General features: G+C 41.9%; 13 protein-coding genes. 11 read left to right on the forward strand and 2 right to left on the reverse strand.

Translation table 11 applies throughout. The features are described from left to right. Nucleotides 1-30: 30 nt before the first annotated feature. The 3 genes from nifU to ACTNB8_RS01575 all read left to right on the forward strand — a co-directional run bounded on the left by nifU (nucleotide 31) and on the right by ACTNB8_RS01575 (nucleotide 3,770). Nucleotides 31-471, forward strand: coding sequence for a Fe-S cluster assembly scaffold protein NifU (gene nifU / locus ACTNB8_RS01565; protein ID WP_441051720.1), 441 nt, complete (start codon nucleotides 31-33; stop codon nucleotides 469-471). Between the two features lie 51 nt (nucleotides 472-522). Further along, nucleotides 523-2,997: an HAD-IC family P-type ATPase gene (locus ACTNB8_RS01570; protein WP_441051722.1), complete on the forward strand. Its 2,475-nt coding sequence runs from the start codon at nucleotides 523-525 to the stop codon at nucleotides 2,995-2,997. 143 nt (nucleotides 2,998-3,140) lie between these two features. Continuing rightward, on the forward strand, nucleotides 3,141-3,770 hold the full coding sequence (locus ACTNB8_RS01575) for a hypothetical protein (protein WP_441051724.1): 630 nt from the start codon (nucleotides 3,141-3,143) through the stop codon (nucleotides 3,768-3,770). An 83-nt stretch (nucleotides 3,771-3,853) separates the two neighbouring features. Here ACTNB8_RS01575 and ACTNB8_RS01580 read toward each other — a convergent pair whose 3' ends face one another. Further along, on the reverse strand, nucleotides 3,854-6,007 hold the full coding sequence (locus ACTNB8_RS01580; RefSeq protein ID WP_441051725.1) for an alpha-amylase family glycosyl hydrolase: 2,154 nt from the start codon (nucleotides 6,005-6,007) through the stop codon (nucleotides 3,854-3,856). Nucleotides 6,008-6,071: 64 nt separating this feature from the next. Next, nucleotides 6,072-6,890 carry a histidinol-phosphatase HisJ family protein gene (locus ACTNB8_RS01585; protein WP_441051727.1) on the reverse strand — a complete coding sequence of 273 codons (819 nt, stop codon included), beginning with the start codon at nucleotides 6,888-6,890 and terminating at the stop codon, nucleotides 6,072-6,074. A gap of 267 nt (nucleotides 6,891-7,157) precedes the next feature. Between ACTNB8_RS01585 and gap the strand changes: the two genes are divergently transcribed. The 8 genes from gap (at nucleotide 7,158) to ACTNB8_RS01625 (ending at nucleotide 16,691) form a co-directional block, all read left to right on the forward strand. Next, nucleotides 7,158-8,177, forward strand: a complete 1,020-nt coding sequence (gene gap / locus ACTNB8_RS01590; protein WP_441051729.1) for a type I glyceraldehyde-3-phosphate dehydrogenase — start codon at nucleotides 7,158-7,160, stop codon at nucleotides 8,175-8,177. Nucleotides 8,178-8,301: 124 nt separating this feature from the next. Continuing rightward, nucleotides 8,302-9,510, forward strand: a complete 1,209-nt coding sequence (locus tag ACTNB8_RS01595) for a phosphoglycerate kinase (protein WP_441051731.1) — start codon at nucleotides 8,302-8,304, stop codon at nucleotides 9,508-9,510. Nucleotides 9,511-9,648: 138 nt separating this feature from the next. Continuing rightward, nucleotides 9,649-10,398, forward strand: coding sequence for a triose-phosphate isomerase (gene tpiA / locus ACTNB8_RS01600; RefSeq protein WP_441051732.1), 750 nt, complete (start codon nucleotides 9,649-9,651; stop codon nucleotides 10,396-10,398). A 199-nt stretch (nucleotides 10,399-10,597) separates the two neighbouring features. Further along, nucleotides 10,598-11,893 (forward strand): homoserine dehydrogenase, encoded by a 1,296-nt coding sequence (locus ACTNB8_RS01605; protein WP_441051734.1) that lies wholly within the window; start codon nucleotides 10,598-10,600, stop codon nucleotides 11,891-11,893. Nucleotides 11,894-11,930: 37 nt separating this feature from the next. Further along, nucleotides 11,931-12,212 (forward strand): hypothetical protein, encoded by a 282-nt coding sequence (locus ACTNB8_RS01610; RefSeq protein ID WP_441051736.1) that lies wholly within the window; start codon nucleotides 11,931-11,933, stop codon nucleotides 12,210-12,212. Then, nucleotides 12,209-13,045 (forward strand): Mbeg1-like protein, encoded by an 837-nt coding sequence (locus tag ACTNB8_RS01615; RefSeq protein WP_441051737.1) that lies wholly within the window; start codon nucleotides 12,209-12,211, stop codon nucleotides 13,043-13,045. The genes ACTNB8_RS01610 and ACTNB8_RS01615 overlap by 4 nt, the downstream gene beginning before the upstream one ends. 88 nt (nucleotides 13,046-13,133) lie before the next feature. Then, entirely contained in the window at nucleotides 13,134-14,675 is a 1,542-nt protein-coding gene (gene gpmI / locus ACTNB8_RS01620) for a 2,3-bisphosphoglycerate-independent phosphoglycerate mutase (RefSeq protein WP_441051740.1), read from the forward strand. A gap of 357 nt (nucleotides 14,676-15,032) precedes the next feature. Continuing rightward, nucleotides 15,033-16,691: a L,D-transpeptidase family protein gene (locus ACTNB8_RS01625; RefSeq protein WP_441051742.1), complete on the forward strand. Its 1,659-nt coding sequence runs from the start codon at nucleotides 15,033-15,035 to the stop codon at nucleotides 16,689-16,691. Nucleotides 16,692-16,695 lie beyond the last annotated feature (4 nt).

A 16,695-nucleotide genomic window follows, 5' to 3' on the forward strand; every position in this document is an offset into this window, starting at 1 on the left:
GAATAAACAGTAATACAGGAGGAATTTGAAATGTATAGTGAAAAAGTAATGGATCATTTTCAGCATCCGAGAAATGTAGGAGAAATTGAAAACGCAAGTGGAGTAGGAACAGTTGGAAATGCTAAATGTGGTGATATCATGAGAATGTTCCTTGATATTGATGATAAAACACATATCATTAAAGAATGTAAATTCAAAACATTTGGCTGTGGTGCAGCAGTTGCAACCAGCAGTATGGCAACTGAAATGGTAAAAGGAAAAACTATCGAAGAAGCTATGCAGATTACAAACAAGGCAGTTATGGAAGCTCTTGACGGACTTCCTCCGGTAAAAGTTCACTGTTCTCTGCTGGCAGAGGAAGCAATCCATGCAGCTCTGTGGGATTATGCAGAAAAACATGGAATCAAAATCGAAGGACTGTCAAAACCGAAGTCTGATATCAGTGAAGGCGAAGAAGAGGAAGAATATTAAAATACTCTGAATAGCAGCAATATTAATCACTAATAATCGAGAGGTGAAAGATTGACAGGACTTACAGACGAACAGGTAAGGGAAAGAGTAGAAGAAGGAAAAGTCAATGCGGACGAAAATCCGAATACCAGAACCTATAAGCAGATCGTCAGAGAAAATACGTTGACCTTTTTCAACTTTCTGAACCTGGTGCTTCTGGTTTTGGTATTATTTGTAGGCTCATACAAAAATGCGTTTTTTGTATGTATTATCATTATAAATACTTTGATAGGCATTGCACAGGAGATAAGGGCAAAAATCACTATAGACAAGCTTGCAATCCTTACAGCCAAGAAATCAGTCGTGATCAGAGAGGGACAGAAATGGACAGTCCCGACAGAGGAACTGGTAATTGATGACATTGTCTGTCTCAGAACCGGTGATCAGGTACCGGCAGATGTGAGAATTCTCGAAGGCGGTGTTGAAGTAAACGAATCTCTGCTTACAGGAGAATCAGACAATCTTCCCAAAAATGAAGGAGATGAACTTTTTTCCGGAAGTTTTGTAACTTCAGGGGAAGCCTGCTGTCAGATCATTCATGTAGGCAAAGATAATTATGCGTCTCAGATTACAAGTGAGGCAAAGGAATTTAAACGTCATAATTCAGAACTTAAAAATTCTCTGAATGCAATACTGAAAGTAATCAGTGTGATAATTGTTCCTTTGGGAGCGCTGCTGTTTTATAAACAATATTATCTTGCCGGTGACAGTTTTCGCGATTCAATAGTCAGCATGGTTGCCGGTGTTCTTGGAATGATTCCTGAAGGACTGGTGCTTCTTACAAGTGTTGCACTGACACTGGGAGCACTTGTACTTGCAAATAAAAAAACACTTGTACAGGAACTGTATTGTATAGAAACGCTTGCCAGAGTAGATACATTGTGCCTGGATAAAACAGGAACAATTACCGAGGGAACCATGTGTGTGGAAGGTGTGGAGTCCTGGAATGGAGAAACAGCAGAATCTGAGCAGCTTATTGCAGCGGAGGAAAATCCTGAGACAGCCGAAACTGACGGAAAAACAGTACCAGAAGAACAGGTGGAGTCACTGGCAGATGAAGAAAATCTGAAACTGATTGAAACTTGTATGTGCAATCTAATGTATGTGCTTAAAGATGAAAATGCAACAGCAGATGCGCTTCGGAAACGTTTCCCGGCAAGTCAGAGCTTTACACTGGATCATGTAATTCCATTTTCTTCAGACCGTAAATACAGCGGAGCAGTTTTTGAAGAAACGGGCACCTGCCTTTTTGGAGCAGTACAGTTTCTTTTTCCTGAAGGACAGGAAGAACTGGCTGAATATTGCAGGGGATTTGCAGAGGAAGGCCTCAGAGTTCTTGTCCTTGCTCAGAGCCCAAACAGGGCAGAGAGCACAGAAATTCCCGAAGACCTTGAGCCGGTGGGTATCCTGCTTCTGACTGATGTTATTCGTGAGGAGGCACCGGATACACTGAAATTCTTTGACAGTCAGGAAGTTGACCTGAAAGTTATTTCCGGCGATGATCCTGCAACTGTTGCGGCAATCGCCAGACGTGCAGGACTTAAGAATGCAGATAACTATGTTGATGCAACGACTCTCCAGACACCGGAAGATATTGCAGATGCTGTTTCCGTATACAGCGTTTTCGGACGTGTGACTCCTCAGCAGAAAAAAGAAATGGTACAGGCACTTAAGGCACAGGGACATACTGTTGCAATGACCGGAGACGGTGTAAATGATGTTCTGGCATTGAAAGAAGCTGACTGCAGTATTGCAATGGCACAGGGAAGTGATGCCGCCAAGAATATAGCAAATGTAGTGCTTCTGGATTCGAATTTTGCTTCTATGCCTCATATTGTAAATCAGGGTAGAAGAGTGGTGAATAATATCAGGACAGCTGCATCAATGTTCCTGATCAAAACAATGTTTTCGGTAATGTTGTCTCTTCTGACGATCTTCTTCGGAGATTCTTATCCGTTTGAGCCGATCCAGATGTCTCTGATCAGTGCCTGCGCGGTTGGTATTCCTACATTTTTACTTGCACAGGAGAACAACTATGAAAAGATTGACCATACATTCCTGCGGCATGTATTTCTGAATGCTTTTCCTGCGGCAATAACGATCAGTTCCTGTGTTTTTGCAGTAATGCTGGTCTGCCAGAATGTATATCATTCCAATGCCATGCTGAATACAGCATGCGTGCTTGTAACAGGCTGGAACTATATGGCAGCACTGAAAACGGTTTATGCACCGCTCAACAGATACAGAAAGATCGTTATTTATGGAATGCAGTTTATTTTCTTTGCGGCGGCAGTGATTTTCCAGAAGCTTCTGTCCCTTGGTTCACTGGATTTCGGAATGATCATTCTTGTATTTATCCTGATGACCTTTGCACCGGTACTTATAGATGTGATAACAGGATGGATCAGGGAAATTTATGCGAAGTCTCTGGACAAAGAGACGCCTGGACTTTTTAACACAGTGCTGTTAAAACTTAAACTGAAATAAAAGATTTATATAAAGAACAGATTCAGCTGGGAAACCGTTTGAATCTGTTTTTTTTACGTGCATGACTGTGATGAATTTATTGATTTTGAAGAGCTGAAACTGTATAATGGACGTATATTTGTGATATTAGGGGAGGGGATAGTATGGAAGATGCGGAATATCTGAGAAAACAGGGAGTAGAATGCCTTGAAAAAGCAGCCGGATTTTTCAGAAGGGCAGGTCTGACTGAAACAGACGAAAATACCTGTGCCATGCTTGAGGCGATTGACAGATATCTGTCATCAGGAAAACAGCCCCTCAGTAATGAACAGAAAGCGGTCAGGATGCCCAGAAATCTTTTTATCATCAATGATGAAGAAGTGCATGGACGTAAAGAGGTGCGGAGTTATAATGGTGCTACAATAGAAGAAATATGTCAGAGATTTCTGTTTTACAGAGAGAACCAGAATGTAAATAATGGACAGAAGAATAAAGATAAACTTGTGGAAATGTTAAGGATTTCTCCAGAGGACAAGATTTATCTGCTTCACGATGACACTCTTTTAAATACCGGTAAAAATGGTTTTGCTATTACTGACAGAGGAATGTATGTAAAAGAACTCATGGAAAAACCGCAGTTTATGTCGTGGGAAGATTTCAGAGAATGTACAGAACTTGGAAGAGACGGTTCTTCGTTGAAGGCAGATGGAAAAAGTATTATCTATATGTCCGGTACAGAACAGGCACTGCAGCTGGAGGTAATGCTTGCAGCGATACACTGGTGTCTGAACTGAAATTTATATCAGATGTGAGATGATTCCCGGATCATACAGCCCTGTTGCTGTATGAATCCGGGAATTTTATGTGTTGTCGGTTATTATTTATTTCTGTACAGCCAGCAGAAGCCAAATGCAGGAATCTGTACACCTTTGGCTTCCAGTTCTTTGCCGGAGATAAGATCAGTGTATGTTCCGTCATGTTCATCAATCCACGCAACACCGTCATTTTCGGAGAAGTTAAAAATTCCAATGAATTTTTCATCATCGTTTTCACGTACAATGGCAAGAATTGATTTGTTCCAGGTTTCAATTGTGTGGAATGCTACATCACTGTTGAACACACTGTGGCAGGCACGGATCTGTTCCAGTTTGCCAAGCGCAGGGAAAAGTTTACCCTGCACGGTATCAGGATTGTGGCGGTTCTCTGTCAGTTCCCAATGGAAATCTCCTCTGTGAAGATTTCGGGAATCGGCAGATTTATCCGGATCATCTTTATAAGTATAGTCATTTACCTGTCCAATTTCATCACCACTGTAGATGACAGGAATACCAGACTGGGAAAGCATAAATGCATGAAGTGTGATATCATAGCGTACTGCCCGGTCAATACCTTCCTGATTGCCCTCGAATCCGAAACGTTCAATACCGCAGAGAGAAGCAGTTGTTCCACAGAGTCTGGCGTCACCGAGACGCGGATCATCATTGTAAAGCTCACCACGTGCGAAAGAATCCGGATATTTGCCTGTAAGAAAATCATTCAGATATTTTTTATGCGGCACTTCCTGAATTCCAAAATTTGCAAGGTAATCATAGTCCAGTCCCCAGCCGATGTCATCATGGCAGCGGAGATAATTCTGGAAAACATAGTCGTGAGGAAGTTCCGAAAGAATATCAATCTGGCGTCTGAGCAGAGAAACATCTCTGGTAGCTACAGTATGCCATGTACTTGCCATGGTTGTTACATTATAAAGAAGATGACATTCTGGTTTCTCACCGGTACCAAAATACGGAACGACTTTATCAGGAGCCATAACAACCTCGCCGAGAAGAAGAACACCAGGACACACAATCTCAGTGATCATACGCATGATACGTACGATCGTATGTACCTGTGGAAGATTTCGACAGGTAGTGCCAAGCTGCTTCCAGATATACGGTACAGCATCCAGACGAACGATATCAACGCCCTGATTAGCAAGATAGAGCATATTAAAGATCATTTCGTTCAGGACTATCGGATTGCGGTAATTCAGATCCCACTGGTATGGATAAAAAGTAGTCATAACATGTTTATGAATATCTTCCTGCCAGGTGAAATTGCCGGGGGCTGTTGTCGGAAATACTTCCGGGCAGGTTTGTTCATACATGGAAGGAATATCAAAGTTATCAAAGAAGAAATAACGATCCTGATATTCTTTTTCGCCATTGCGGGCACGTTTTGCCCATTCATGGTCTTCGGAAGTATGGTTCATGACAAAATCAAGGCAGACACTGATACCACGTTTATGGCATTCGGAAGTGAGATGCGCAAAATCATCCATTGTACCAAGATCTTTCCGAATCATACGGAAGTCGGATACAGCATATCCGCCATCACTTCGACCTTTTGGTGTTTCCAGAAGGGGCATGAGATGAAGATAATTTACATTGCATTCCTGAATATAGTCAAGTCTGGATTCCAGCCCGGAAAGATTACCGGAGAAAGCATCGACATACATCATCATTCCTGTGAGATCGTTGTGCTTGAACCATCCGGGAGATTTTTCGCGGCGAATGTCAGAGGCTTTAAGTTCGTTATCTCTCATGTCGTAGAACTTTTTGAGAACTTTCAGAAGGTCATTCAAATGTGTGGTGACATAAGGATTATCCTGATAAAGTTCACAGTAAAGCCATTTCAGTTCATCAAGATGATGGGAAAGTCGTTCTTTATAAATTCCATCATCATTTCGTACAGGAATTTCAGGTACAGGAGAAGCTGCCTCGACTCTTGGTGCCTCGACTTTTCTGGTTTCAACTTTAACAGGCTCGATTTTTCTGGTTTCAACTTTAACAGGCTCGATTTTTTTGGTTTCAACTTTAACAGGTTCGACTTTTCTGGTTTCAACTTTAACAGGTTCGACTTTTTTAGTTTCGACTTTAAGCGGTTCGATTTTTTTGGTTTCGACTTTAAGGGCTTCTTTTTTCTGTGTTTCGATTCTTGCGGAAGCGGCGCGGGCTGCTTCTCTTTTTTTCTGAAGGCGTTTTTTGGCCATAATAAATCCTCCTTTTGATAACTGGAACTGATGAAAACAGAGCTGGCAGTTATCATATTAGCAGTTATAATTTTATGAATTCAGGTTTACGGTCTTTGAAAGTTGTGTAATAACGAAAACCGCAGTCCTTAAGTATATTGTATGCCTTATCAAAAGCGTAGGCGACTTTGTCTGGTGTGTGTGCATCCGCACCAATGGTAATGATCTCTCCGCCAAGCTGGTGATAGCGTTTCAGTACTGCACGGCATGGATTCGGCTCACCGAGACCATAGTGGAAACCACCGGTATTTAATTCAATACCGCAGCCCTTTGAGATGACAGTCCGGAGAATCTCATCGAGAATATCCTGGTATCGGCTGTATGAATATTCACGGTTCTGGTTGGGACCGTAACGGACAACATAATCGATATGCCCATATACATCCATTTCGGAAAAAGCTGCCAGATTTTCGAGAATAGATTCAAAATATTCCATATAGCATTCGGATTCTCTGCGGCCTTCAAAGAAATTAGGATAGTAGGGATCAGCACCATGGACGATGTGTGAGGAGCCGATGACAAAATCAAAAGGAAATTTCTTAAGCAGGCTGTGAAAATAATCACCGAGATGCGGCTGGAGTCCAAGCTCGATTCCGAAGCGGAGATCAAGTTCGGAATGGTATTTCTGACGCAGTTCCTGAAGTTTCTGATAATAGGCGGGTATATCAAGTGAAAAATCAATTTTTTCAGGTGTATCCGGATAATCAGGATCCAGATGTTCGGTAAAACAGATACCGGAGAGTCCCTGTTCAATGGATTTCCTTATCATATCCTCCATGGGAGTGGGAGAGTCTACAGAGAAAGATGAATGCATATGACAGTCCCATAAGAGCTGATCAGACATGAAGTGAACCTCCTTTTTTATGATTGAACCGGATAAATGTCCGGCACCATTATTATAGCATGAATAATCAATCTGTGCCATATCTGCTGGAGCATTATACCCCATATTCTGGAAAGTGGTAAAAGATAATTCTGAGGAAATTAATAAAATTTATAAAATGGTCTTGAATTTTTGTATAAGATTCGATACAATATGCAATAGGTTGACGTTTCTTTAACAAACAACGAAACGCCATATCAACCATTTAATTCATAGGAGGAATTTATCATGGCAGTAAAAGTTGCAATCAATGGATTTGGCCGTATCGGTCGTCTGGCATTCCGTCAGATGTTTGGAGCAGAAGGATTTGAAATCGTTGCAATCAACGACCTTACTTCCCCGAAAATGCTGGCTCACTTATTAAAATATGACTCAACTCAGGGAAGATATGCTCTGTGTGACAAAGTTGTTGCAGGAGAAGATTCCATCACAGTTGACGGAAAAGAAATCAAAATCTATGCAAAAGCTAACGCTGCAGAACTTCCTTGGGGAGAAATCGGTGTAGATGTTGTTCTTGAGTGTACTGGATTCTATACATCCAAAGACAAAGCTCAGGCTCATATCGATGCAGGTGCTAAACATGTTGTTATTTCCGCTCCGGCTGGAAACGACCTTAAAACAATCGTTTACAATGTAAACCATGAAGGTCTTACAAACGAAGATAAAATCATCTCCGCAGCTTCCTGTACTACAAACTGCCTTGCACCAATGGCTAAGGCTCTTAATGATCTTGCACCGATCAAATCCGGTATCATGTGCACAATTCACGCTTACACAGGCGATCAGATGACACTTGACGGACCGCAGAGAAAAGGCGATCTGAGAAGATCCCGTGCAGCTGCAGTTAACATCGTTCCTAACAGCACAGGTGCTGCAAAAGCAATCGGTCTTGTTATTCCGGAACTGAACGGAAAACTTATCGGATCCGCACAGCGTGTTCCAACCCCTACAGGTTCTACAACAATCCTTACAGCAGTTGTTGAAGGAAATGTTACAAAAGAACAGATCAACGCAGCTATGAAAGCAGCTTCTAACGAATCCTTCGGATACAACGAAGATGAAATCGTTTCCAGCGATATCGTTGGTATGACTTATGGTTCTCTGTTCGATTCCACACAGACAATGGTTCTGCCACTGGAAAACGGAACAACAGAGGTACAGGTTGTTTCATGGTATGACAACGAAAACTCCTACACAAGCCAGATGGTTCGTACAATCAAACACTTTGGCAAACTGCTTGGAGCATAATTCAGCCTGTTATTCAGAGTAGATATATTTACTGTAACAGAACAGTGAAGCTATAGACTCAGTGAGGGTCCGGTCTGATTTGGACCGGACCCATTTTTGTATAAAATTCGGAGGTAGTACTAAAATGGGATTAAATAAAAAATCTGTTGATGATATCAATGTAAAAGGCCTGAGAACACTGGTAAGATGCGACTTTAACGTACCGCTGAAAGATGGAAAGATCACAGATGAAAACCGTCTTGTAGCAGCACTTCCTACAATTAAGAAACTGGTAGCTGATGGCGGAAAGATCATTCTCTGCTCTCACCTTGGCAAACCGAAGGGAGAACCAAAACCGGAACTTTCTCTTGCACCTGTAGCTGTCCGCCTTTCCGAACTCCTGGGACAGGAAGTTAAATTTGTTCCAAGTCCGGTTGTTGTTGATGATAAAGTAAGAGCAGCAGTAGCTGAAATGAAAGACGGAGATATCATTCTCCTTGAAAATACACGTTATCGTGCAGAAGAAACAAAGAACGGCGAAGCATTCAGCAAAGACCTTGCATCTCTTGCAGATGTATTTGTAAATGATGCTTTCGGAACTGCTCACAGAGCACACTGCTCCAATGTTGGTGTTACACAGTTTGTTGATACAGCAGTTGTTGGATATCTTATGCAGAAAGAAATTAATTTCCTTGGAAATGCTGTAGAAAATCCTGTAAGACCTTTCGTAGCAATCCTTGGCGGTGCAAAAGTTGCAGATAAACTGAATGTTATTTCCAACCTTCTTGAAAAATGCGATACACTTATCATCGGTGGTGGTATGGCATACACATTCCTGAAAGCTCAGGGCAAAGAAATCGGTAAATCTCTGGTAGATGATTCCAAGATTGACTATTGCAAGGAAATGATGGAAAAAGCTGAAAAACTTGGCAAGAAACTTCTTCTTCCGGTTGATACAACTATCGCAGCAGATTTCCCGAACCCGATCGATGCAGAAATCGAAGTATCCTGTGTATCTGTAGATGAAATTCCGGCAGATATGGAAGGTATGGATATCGGACCTAAGACAGCAGAACTTTATGCAGATGCTGTTAAAACCGCAAAAACAGTTGTATGGAACGGACCGATGGGTGTATTCGAGAACCCGATCCTTGCAAAGGGAACAATCGCTGTAGCAAAAGCTCTTGCAGAAACAGATGCTACAACAATCATCGGTGGTGGTGATTCCGCAGCAGCAGTAAACCAGCTTGGATTTGGTGATAAGATGAGCCATATCTCTACTGGTGGCGGAGCTTCCCTGGAATTCCTTGAAGGTAAGGAGTTGCCTGGAGTAGCAGCAGCTAACGATAAATAAGCAGTGTATATAATCCACAATCACTGTTTCTTTGCAGTGACAGGCAATGTATTTATATTGCGATAAAAACATAAGCTTATTGTTTGCTAGGTAAAGAAACAATTTATAAATAAATTATTTATATAGGAGAATATTAAAATGGCAAGAAAGAAAATTATCGCTGGAAACTGGAAAATGAACATGACTCCAAGCGAAGCAGTTAAATTAGTAGAAACTCTGAAACCACTTGTACAGAACGACGAAGTTGACGTTGTTTTCGGTGTTCCGGCTATCGACATCGTTCCTGTTGTTGAAGCCTGCAAAGGTACAAACATCGCAGTTGCAGCTGAGAACATGTACTTTGAAGAAAAAGGTGCTTACACAGGTGAGATCGCTCCGGCAATGCTGGTAGATGCTGGTGTTAAATACGTCATCCTTGGACATTCCGAAAGAAGAGATTACTTCGGAGAAACAAGCGAAGATGTTAACAAGAAAGTCCTGAAAGCATTTGAACATGGTATCACACCTATCATGTGCTGTGGAGAATCTCTGGAGCAGAGAGAGCAGGGAATTACTATGGACTGGATCCGTCAGCAGGTTAAAGTTGGTCTTCAGAACGTAACAGCTGAGCAGGCTAAGACAATGGTTATCGCTTACGAACCAATCTGGGCTATCGGAACAGGAAAAACAGCTACAAGCGAACAGGCACAGGAAATCTGCAAAGGAATCCGTGACTGTGTAGCAGAAATCTATGATACAGATACAGCAGAAGCTATCCGCATTCAGTACGGTGGATCTGTAAATGCAGGAAATGCAGCAGAACTGTTTGCAATGGGCGATATCGACGGTGGTCTTGTTGGTGGTGCAAGCCTTAAACCAGACTTCGGAAAGATCGTTAACTACAAATAATTTTGCATAGTTTTTGCACATATATATGAGTTTTAATACCATCAGATGAGAAATCAGGAGATATTGCCTAAAAAATCATCTGGTGGTATTTTTTTACTTTTTACTTTACTTGACAAAAGTCTGTTTGTGCCATACTATAAAAAAATAGTGGAAAAAATTTCCATATTTAACAGAGACGAGGAGAAAGGAGCCATTCCATATGGAGAAAAAAGTTATACGAGCTGCCCTTCTGGGCCTTGGAACAGTAGGAACAGGCGTTTATAAAGTACTGAAAGCGAAGAAAGAAGAAATGCTTCCGAAACTTGGAAGTGAGATAGAAATCAAAAAGATTCTGGTTCGTAATCTTGAAAAAGCAGCAGCAAAGGTTGATAATCCATCAGTTTTAACTAATCAGTGGGAAGATATTGTCGGAGATCCGGATATAGATATTGTGATCGAACTGATCGGTGGAATTGAACCTGCAAAGAGCTATATTCTTGCTGCATTAAATGCCGGTAAGCATGTAGTTTCTGCCAATAAAGACCTGATTGCAGTTCATGGTAAAGAACTTCTGGATGCTGCTGAAGCCAACCATGTGGATTTCCTTTTTGAAGCAGCTGTAGCTGGAGGAATTCCGATTATCCGACCGCTGAAAGAATGTCTGGCAGGAAACCATATGACGGAAGTTATGGGAATTGTCAATGGAACAACAAACTTTATTCTTACCAAAATGACACAGGATGGAATGGAATTCAAAGATGCCCTTGCTCTTGCAACTGAACTTGGTTATGCAGAGGCAGATCCGACAGCAGATATTGAAGGGCTGGATGCGGGACGTAAAGTGGCTATTCTTGCATCTGTAGCGTTTAACTCCCGTGTTGTATTTGATGACGTATATATAGAAGGAATTACCAAAATCACTGCAAAAGATATCAGATATGCAAAAGAAATGGGGTCAGACATAAAACTTCTCGGAGTTGCAAATAATACAGAAGACGGCATTGAAGCATATGTGTGCCCGATGCTTATCCCGAGCAGCCACCCGCTGGCATCTGTAAATGATTCTTATAACGCAGTATTTGTTCACGGTGATGCAGTGGAGAATGCTATGTTCTACGGACGTGGGGCAGGCGAACTTCCGACTGCAAGTGCTGTCGTGGGTGATGTGTTTGAAATTGCACGCAATATCAGAAACAACTGCTGTGCACGAATCGGATGTACCTGTTACAAAGAGCTTCCGGTGAAAAAAATGGCAGATACGCATAATCGTTACTTTATGAGACTTCTTGTTGAGAACCGTTGCGGCGTTCTGGCTGAAATGACAGCAGTATTTGCAAAATATCATGTAAGTGTTGAGCAGATTATTCAGAAATCTTCAAAACATCAGGACTGTGCAGAGGTTGTTGTTATCACTGCGAAAGTTCGTGAAGGAGACTTCCGTACAGCAATGGAGGAACTGAGAGGAAGAAGTTCCGTTCGTCAGATTTCCAGTATGCTGCGTGTTTATGGTGAGTAAATAATAAGTGACATCTGATTCCCGGGAGGAGAATTCTATGGGAAATATTATGGATTATATTAAATGGCGTGGAGACCTTGATTTTTCTACATCACCGTTTAATGAAGTGGATAATCTGATTCTGTCATTACTGGCGTATGTAGATCTTGACGGGATTTCAGTGGCTGCAGGACAGAAAGGTGCAGAAATCAGAAATATTGTGGATGAATTTCTGAAACTTCACTCAGAAGAAGAACTGAAAAGAGACAAATCATTTATCCGCTTTGCGCCTTTTATGATGATGGATATGGCAGAATCAGAACGGTCGGGAATTGCGTGATCCGTAATTATGTAAATGAGATTGCAACAGAAGAAGAACTGCAGTTTGCGGCAATGGAAATATTGCTTGACGATGGGACTTCGTACATTGCATTTCGGGGAACAGATGATACGGTCATTGGCTGGAAAGAAGATTTTAATCTGAGTATCGGTGTAATTCCGGCACAGAAACGTGCGGTTGAATATGTGCGCAAGGTTTCGGCCGGTTCGGACCGTTTTCTGCGAATCGGAGGTCATTCAAAAGGTGGAAATCTGGCAGTTTATGGTGCTGTCATGTGTGAGGAGGCATATGACAGGATTCTTGAGGTGTACACAAATGACGGTCCTGGATTTGACCTGGAATTTCAGAAGCTGGCCGAAACAAAAGGAATGCTTTCGAAGATTACAAGAATAATTCCGGAACATTCTATCATAGGCACGCTGCTGGAACACAGGAAAGAACCGGTGATCGTTGCCAGTTCCAATAAAGGACTGCTTCAGCATGACGGATTTTCGTGGGAAGTTGTGGGGCCGTCATTTGTGCACCGTGACAGCCTGGAAAAAAGTGCACAGGTGTTCATTGATGTCCTTTATAAGTGGATAGATGGAAAAGATATTGAGCAGAGAAAACTTCTCATTGAGGATCTTTTTTCCACGATACAGGCTTCAGGAAGTGAAAATATAAGCGAGGTGCAGAGCGGCGGGCTCCGGAGTTTTACTGCGATGCTGAAACGCATGGAGAAATTTGCACCGGAATCACGGGGGATGGTGCGGGAACTGATCGCTGCACTTTTTTCCGGCTGGCTGGAGCAGTTGCAGGCAGATACAAGGGAGAAAATTCCATTTTTTTTATAACTTCATTTAGGAGAAAATCCTTGAAAAATTTCTGATTTTTGATACTATATAATAGATAAAAAGTTAACAATAGATAAAGGAGAATATTATGAGTAAAAAACCAACCGTTTTAATGATCCTGGATGGTTATGGACTGAATGACAGACATGAGGGTAATGCAATTTATGAAGCAAAGACTCCTGTCATGGATAAATTAATGGCTGAATATCCTTTTGTTAAAGGAAATGCCAGCGGACTTGCAGTAGGGCTTCCTGACGGACAGATGGGTAACTCTGAAGTCGGTCATATGAACATGGGGGCAGGCCGTATCGTATATCAGGAACTCACCAGAATTACAAAAGAAATCAATGATGGAGATTTCTTTAAGAATGAAGCTCTTCTTGCTGCAATGAAGAATGCAAAAGAAAATGATTCCGCAATTCACTTTATGGGACTTGTTTCTGATGGTGGTGTGCACAGCCATAACACACATATTTATGCACTTCTTGAGATGGCTAAGAGAGAAGGACTCAAGAAAGTTTATGTACACTGCTTCCTGGACGGACGTGACACACCTCCTGCTTCCGGAAAAGAATTTGTACAGGAACTTGTTGATAAGATGAAAGAAATCGGTGTTGGTGAGGTAGGTGTGATCTCCGGTCGTTATTATGCAATGGACAGAGATAACCGCTGGGATCGTGTTGAACTTGCTTATAATGCACTTACTAAAGGTGAAGGCGTTAAAGCAACAGACCCTGTTGAAGCAGTACAGGCTTCTTATGATAATGATAAGACAGATGAATTTGTACTTCCTACAGTAATTGAAAAAGACGGCAAACCGGTTGCAACAGTTCAGGATAAAGATTCTGTTGTCTTCTTTAACTTCCGTCCTGACCGTGCACGTGAGATCACAAGAGCGTTCTGTGATGATGATTTCAAGGGATTTGCACGTGAGAAGAGACTGGATCTCACATACGTATGTTTCACAGAGTATGATGAGACAATCCCGCACAAACTGGTTGCATTCCACAAAGTCCAGCTTCACAATACATTTGGTGAATATCTTGCAGCACATGATATGACTCAGGTACGTATTGCAGAAACTGAAAAATATGCACATGTTACTTTCTTCTTCAATGGTGGAGTGGAAGAGCCGAACAAGGGTGAGGAAAGAATCCTTGTAAAATCTCCTAAGGTTGCCACCTATGATCTTCAGCCTGAGATGAGTGCACCGGAAGTTTGTGAGAAACTTGTTGAGGCAATCAAATCTGATAAATATGATGTTATCATCATCAACTTCGCTAACCCGGATATGGTAGGTCATACAGGTGTGGAAGCAGCAGCAGTAAAAGCTATCGAGACTGTAGATGAATGTGTTGGAAAGGCTGTTGAGGCACTGAAAGAAGCAGACGGACAGATGTTTATCTGTGCAGACCACGGAAATGCAGAACAGCTGATCGATTATGAGACAGGAGAACCATGGACTGCTCATACAACAAATCCTGTTCCGTTTATTCTTGTAAATGCAGATCCGAAATATACTCTGAAAGAGAATGGTTGTCTTGCTGATATCATTCCTACACTGATCGAACTTATGGGAATGGAAAAACCTGTGGAAATGACAGGAGAAAGCCTTCTGATCGAAAAATAATATCAGATGTGAGATGACTCCCACCTTTTTAGGTGGCGAGGAGCAAATTAGTATCAGTGGTGGGAGTCAATCCCCCATCTGATATAGCCTCCGGCAGGATTGCAGAGATGCGCAAAAGAAATATGTCATGCTTTGCATGACGCGCATCTCGCAGCAAGAATGCTGAGGCATTCTTGAATTGAATTATCAGGCCTCCGGCTGCAGTGTCTGCCGGGGGCCTGAATTTTGTATGAAACTTCAAAAAAAGAAACAAATTAAGATGCAAAAAACTGGAAGTATGTTATAATGGAAAAGCCAGATACTAATGAAGTATAAAATATATGATTATGATTCATATGTTTTCAGGAGAATATATAAATGCATAATAAAAAAATAAAAGGCAGAGACTTCCAGGGTGAGGGCACACAGGGAGACAATACAGATATTGAAGACAAGATCAATGCTGCCATGGATAATATTATTGAGGAAGAAGCACCGGAGGAAGAACAGCCGGTAAGGCGCAAATCAAAATCGGCAAGACCGGGACCGGTAATATATGTACCTATGGATGACCTTGACGAGGAAATGCAGGTTCCGACGGGAAGACCACGCAGGAAACTTAAATTCAAAGGTCTCCGTATCATGGGGCTTCTGGTACTTATGCTGATCGTTGTAGCGGGCTGTGCATATGGAGCAGCGACGTATTATTTTTCAGACCGATTTTTTGAAGGAACCTGGATCAATGGTGTCAACTGTTCTTTTAAGACTCCGTATGAAGTAGAACAGCTTCTTGCTAAAAATGTAGAAAACTATTCCATAGAAATATCCTCCAGAAATCTTGCACCACAGACAATTCAGGGCAGTCAGATCGATTATCAGTATGTGTCCAGTGGAGAGGTGCTTGCACTTCTGAAACAGCAGAAGCCGTATGAATGGATAAAGGGATATTACGAACAGAAAAATTATACAGTATCCGAGAAGAGTGCCTACAATAAAACGCTTCTTCAGGAGCAAGTCAAGTCACTGGACTGTGCAAAAGAAGAAAATCAGACAGCACCGGAGAATGCATATGTTGCATTTCAGGATAATCAATTTGTGATTGTTCCGGAGACAGAGGGAAGCAAACTTGATATCAAGGCTGCTTACAGGATTCTTGATGATGCAGTGGCACAGAGCGCAACATCTGTTGATTTCAGTAATTCACCGGAAGCGTATGTTTCCGCTGATGTCACACAGGATGATCCGGCTCTCCAGTCAGCGCTTGAAGCATGTAATAACTATACAAGAGCAAGTATTACTTATACATTTGGAGACCAGACAGTAACACTGGATGGCAATACGATTAAAGACTGGCTTCAGTTTGACGAAAAGGGTCAGCTTATATATGATGATAACTCTTTCCAGCAGCATATTGCCGATTATGTGGCTCAGCTGGCTGCAACTTATGATACAGTGGGAACAGAAAGAGAATTCTATACGACAAGCGGAAGAACTGTTTATGTATCAAGTTCCATTTATGGCTGGAAGATCGATCAGGCAGCAGAGGCAGCAGAACTCAGTCAGGAGATACAGTCAGGAGCACAGACAACGAGACAGCCGGTATATGCACAGACAGCTAATTCCTATGGTGTGAATGATCTGGGAAGTACTTATATAGAAGTGGATCTGAGTAATCAGCATATGTATTATTACCAGGACGGAGCAATGATCTTTGACTCCGATTTTGTATCAGGTAATATGAGTTATGCTGACAGACAGACGCATGCAGGTATTTTTACACTGTATTATAAAAAGAGTCCGGATGTACTGAGAGGTACACAGAAACCGGATGGAACTTACGAGTACGAACAAGAAGTTCAGTACTGGATGCCATTTGATGGCGGAATTGGATTCCATGATGCACCATGGAGAGATGGTTTTGGAGGAGACATTTATCTGACAAGTGGTTCTCATGGCTGTATCAATCTTCCTCCTGACAGTGCGGCAGCACTTTATAGTATCATTCAGTACAATGTACCGATCGTATGTTTCTACTAAAGAA

Origin of the sequence: Blautia sp. HCP28S3_G10, assembly GCF_052065235.1 — a bacterium.
In the GTDB taxonomy this organism is placed as follows: Bacteria; Bacillota; Clostridia; order Lachnospirales; family Lachnospiraceae; genus Blautia_A.